This is a genomic window from Oryzibacillus soli (assembly GCF_051594765.1).
In the GTDB taxonomy this organism is placed as follows: domain Bacteria; phylum Bacillota; class Bacilli; order Paenibacillales; family NBRC-103111; genus Paenibacillus_AR.
This window is the reverse complement of record NZ_JBPPGJ010000054.1, coordinates 1-2157: the sequence shown is the minus strand read 5'-3', so window position 1 is coordinate 2157 and position 2157 is coordinate 1. Positions and strand designations below refer to the sequence as shown.

General features: G+C 38.4%; 3 protein-coding genes. All 3 read left to right on the top strand.

All coding sequences use genetic code 11. The features are described from left to right. Positions 1 to 332 precede the first annotated feature (332 nt). Complete coding sequence (locus ACSEXW_RS28000) at positions 333 to 908, top strand: DinB family protein (RefSeq protein WP_438449479.1); 576 nt, start codon at positions 333 to 335, stop codon at positions 906 to 908. 201 nt (positions 909 to 1109) lie between these two features. Continuing rightward, positions 1110 to 1667 carry a hypothetical protein gene (locus ACSEXW_RS27995; protein WP_438449478.1) on the top strand — a complete coding sequence of 186 codons (558 nt, stop codon included), beginning with the start codon at positions 1110 to 1112 and terminating at the stop codon, positions 1665 to 1667. 206 nt (positions 1668 to 1873) lie between these two features. After that, a partial coding sequence (locus tag ACSEXW_RS27990; protein ID WP_438449477.1) for a hypothetical protein occupies positions 1874 to 2157 on the top strand: 284 nt, incomplete at its 3' end.

Genomic DNA, 2157 nt, shown 5'->3' with positions numbered 1-2157 from the left:
TCAGAACTGGGGACAAATGCTGTTGCAGCTGTCGGTCTTTTTTCCTGATCGGGTCGGTCAACATTTACGGTAGACAGGCCAACTCCCCCTCCCCGGGGGAGTTCCCTATAAATGAGCTTACACAAAATTCTTGACAGACCCCGTATTCACGCTGCGGGTCTGAACGGCCCTTGGTCTGCAGAAGCTTTTCGAGGAAGTAGAATCAGCAGACAACCCTGCACTGGCTAAGTCCGTCGGACCCGGGGCTTACGCCCCTTAAGCCAGTGAGGGTTCGTGAATACAACAACGTTATGTGAAACTACTCCAAAGACTATAAAAGGAAGTGGTTAGTTATGACTGTGGGTAAAACAATAAAAGTAATAAAAGAAGATATAACTAAAACACTGTCTGATGTACTTAAATGGTTTGAGAAGACTCAATCATTAATGTCTTATATATCAGGTACAACATGGAGTATAGAGCAGATCCTCGAACATATTGCATTAACAAACCATTATCTATTGATCTTAGTCAGGAAGGGCCAAGAAAAGTCTTTATTGTTAGCAAAGGATCCTAAGCATCTTGAAGAAGCTTTACAAAACTATAAATACAACCTAGATGAACTCAATGAAATCGCGATCTTTAAATCATTTACTTGGGTAAGACCGGAACATATGGAGCCAAAAGGTGATCTAACACGAGATGAAGTAAAAGATAAAATCCTTGAACAAATGAACGAATGTTTAGTCATACTTGAACGTTTAAAGCAAGGAGAAGGTATTCTATACAAAACGAAAATGACAGTAAATAACTTAGGAAAGATCGATGTATATCAATATATTTATTTTTTAATACAACATACTAAAGGACATATTGCACAGATGAAGGGAATTGAGGAAGAGCATAGTAGATTCGAGGAAGTGGAGTAGCTTTACATAACACCGTATTCACGCTGCGGGTCTGAACGGCCCTTGGTCTGCAGAAGCTTTTCGAGGAAGTAGAATCAGCAGACAACCCTGCACTGGCTAAGTCCGTCGGACTCGGGGCTTACGCCCCTTAAGCCAGTGAGGGTTCGTGAATACAACAACGTTATGTGAAACCTGCGCAATACATGATTAAAGGAGGATACAATGAATCAATTCTCAAAATATACAAGACCCTTAAAAAGAACGTACAAGTTTCTATTCTCTTTTTTTAAATCGAGTTGGAATTTACACGACTACCCAATTGAATTTAGACAACAACAATTGCTGGACCTATCAGAGACTAATCTTACTATGTATCCATGGGAAGCAAGAATAATAAATTGGTACTGGATGAATGGAGATGGACAAACCAAAACAGAAGCATATTTAAAGCTGAAAGAACAATTTGATAAACATAAATCAGAAGGACATATACTTCCCAGACCTGGTCACAGGGTTCAACTCAGTTATGCGAGTGTAAAACGAATGAATCAATTTGAGAATGAAGCAGTTCGTTTTTTTAAAGAAATATTTGAAATGGATTATTATGAAATGTTTGTTAGTGATAAAACTTCAATGCATGATTTTTGTTGGACGGACGGGATGTTGAATGAAAAATATATAAAAATACAAGAAATATATGGGGTTCAAATACAAGACATAGAGGACTTAAAGATCGTAGATATTTTGAAGCGAATTCAAGAAGGCACAGGCATCACATAACACCGTATTCACGCTGCGGGACCTGGCGGGCCCTTGGTCTACAGAGGCATTTCGGAGAAGTAGATTCAGCAGACAACCCTGCACCACCTAACCGCGTCGCGGCCGGTCGGGATCCAGCTTCGCTTTAGGATCCGTGCTTCCTTAAGGTGGTGAGGATTCGTGAATACAACAATGTTAGGCGAAATATGGCAAAGAAAAGGTGAAATATGAACCTATTAGTACTAGATCAACTGAAAAATTGGTCTAAAGACAATGATATAAAAACCGTTGTTATCAACTATTTTTGGATTAGTTTCAATAATTATATAGTTGAAGAACCAAAAGAGTTTAGTGAGTATTTTATAGACTCTCAAAGAGAATTAATTGATTTAAAACATAGCAGACTTTCAATAACTATAAGTCATTGGATGGAAAGCAGTAATGAATATAATGAAAACTCGGAGTATATCGAGGCTGTTTTAGATGTGTTTTATAAGGATAAATACCTTGG